The sequence below is a fragment of the Paraglaciecola sp. genome, assembly GCF_030730205.1.
Taxonomy (GTDB): Bacteria; Pseudomonadota; Gammaproteobacteria; order Enterobacterales; family Alteromonadaceae; genus Paraglaciecola.
The window spans coordinates 1-1,629 of record NZ_JANQVQ010000057.1 but is presented as its reverse complement, the minus strand read 5'-3'; the positions used below and the strand labels follow the sequence as shown (position 1 = coordinate 1,629).

Here is a 1,629-nt window from a genome sequence, read left to right as displayed (position 1 = left end):
TTGGGACAACAAACTCTAAAGGTACAAGATCTAGATATTGATACCGTCATGATTGAAGAAGATGTCAGATTAGTTGACATAAAGTCTTATAAAACTGCCGAAGCTCAGTGGACTAATCAGTTTTGGTTCAATAAAGAAAGCGGTAGGCTATTACGAAGCAGGCAAAAAACAGTGCCAGGCGGTTCCTTTTTCGACATCGTATATGTCAGTAGAGCCTTAAGACTTTAAATTATGAAAATTTGTTCCAGTAGGATTTTATGTTGAAGCTATCTTACCTTTATTTAAGTTTGTTTTTTTTCTCACACTTCTGTTTTTCAGAGGCCAGTATCACAATTAATCACCGTGATTTTGTCTTTACAAATCAGCCTCGTCTTAGTGAAGTACTATCTAAAGTTGCAGATGAGAAAGACTGGTATTGGCCAACGTCACGACTATTTCGAGTGAATAGCAATGAAGCTAATAAGCTTCGAGAAATGACTATAAGTAATCTTCAGTCTGCCCAGCTGACTGCTAGCCATAATGATGCGGCTAATTTCACCAAATTGATCAGTCAGATACAGAACTGGCATTTAGCAGACAGGATCTTGATTAAAATAGACTTTGATTTAGCTCAAGTTGATCCTCGTTACAACCCTCGATTTGAAGATGGAAGTTACCGCTTAGATTTATCTACACGTTCCCCTTATTTAACTATATTCGGATTAACTGATTTACCCAGAGTAATAAAAACGAATAAAAAACAATGTTCTTCTGAACTTGTATCTGAGCTATTTTTACAACAAGAAAATAAGGACTACATATACATCGTCCAACCTGATGGCGTATCGCTTAAGGTGGGTATCGCTTACTGGAACGCAGAATGCGTTGATATTATGCCAGGCAGTCAGATATTTCTTCCCTTACCAGAATCGCAGTTTTCTAGTGAAAACACTGAATTAAATAGACAAATTATTCAGCTCGCAAAAAATAGGATCTTGCCATGAAGTATAGTTTGATAGGGCAACCGTTCCTTAAGTCATTAATTTTTGTGCTTATCGCTTTCTTAAATTCCGGCACGCTTTTCGCTCAAGAGGAGCGAGCCCCCAACAGAACAACACAAATGGTTCAAGGCGGCATTGGTTTGTGGCAAATGCCAACCGCTAGGATGGCACCCGATGGTAATTTGAGTATGAATTACACCGATAACGAAGAATATCGTTTTTGGTCAGCTTCGTTACAGTTATTTCCTTGGATGGAATCAACGGTTAGATATACGGATGTTCGTACGCGACTTTATAGTCCTTTTCCCAACTTCAGCGGCGATCAAACCCTCAAGGACAAGGGCATTGATGTTAAATTTCGTCTCTTGCAAGAAAGTTATTATCTACCAGAGTTATCAGTAGGCTTTCGAGATATTGGCGGTACGGGCTTTTTCGACAGCGAATTTTTTGCCGCTAGTAAAGCTTACGGTCCTTTTGATTTCCATCTTGGAATCGGTTGGGGGTATTTAGGCACGGAAGGCAATATATCAAACCCTTTTTGTCAAGCAGCGGAACGCTTTTGTGATCGCGAAGATGGTTTTTCTGGCAGTGGTGGCACAGTAGAGTTTGGTAAATTTTTTAAAGGTGACGCATCATTATTCGGTGGAAT

3 protein-coding genes are annotated in these 1,629 nt (G+C 39.4%); all 3 read left to right on the top strand.

Annotation, left to right across the window (positions count from 1 at the left end):
- On the top strand, positions 1-228 hold a 228-nt coding region (locus NWQ57_RS05210), incomplete at its 5' end, for a YjbF family lipoprotein (RefSeq protein ID WP_306021076.1).
- Positions 229-257: 29 nt separating this feature from the next.
- Complete coding sequence (locus NWQ57_RS05205; RefSeq protein ID WP_306021075.1) at positions 258-983, top strand: capsule biosynthesis GfcC family protein; 726 nt, start codon at positions 258-260, stop codon at positions 981-983.
- Positions 980-1,629 (top strand): YjbH domain-containing protein (locus NWQ57_RS05200; RefSeq protein ID WP_306021074.1); only part of this gene is annotated, 650 nt, incomplete at its 3' end. The genes NWQ57_RS05205 and NWQ57_RS05200, both read left to right, overlap by 4 nt.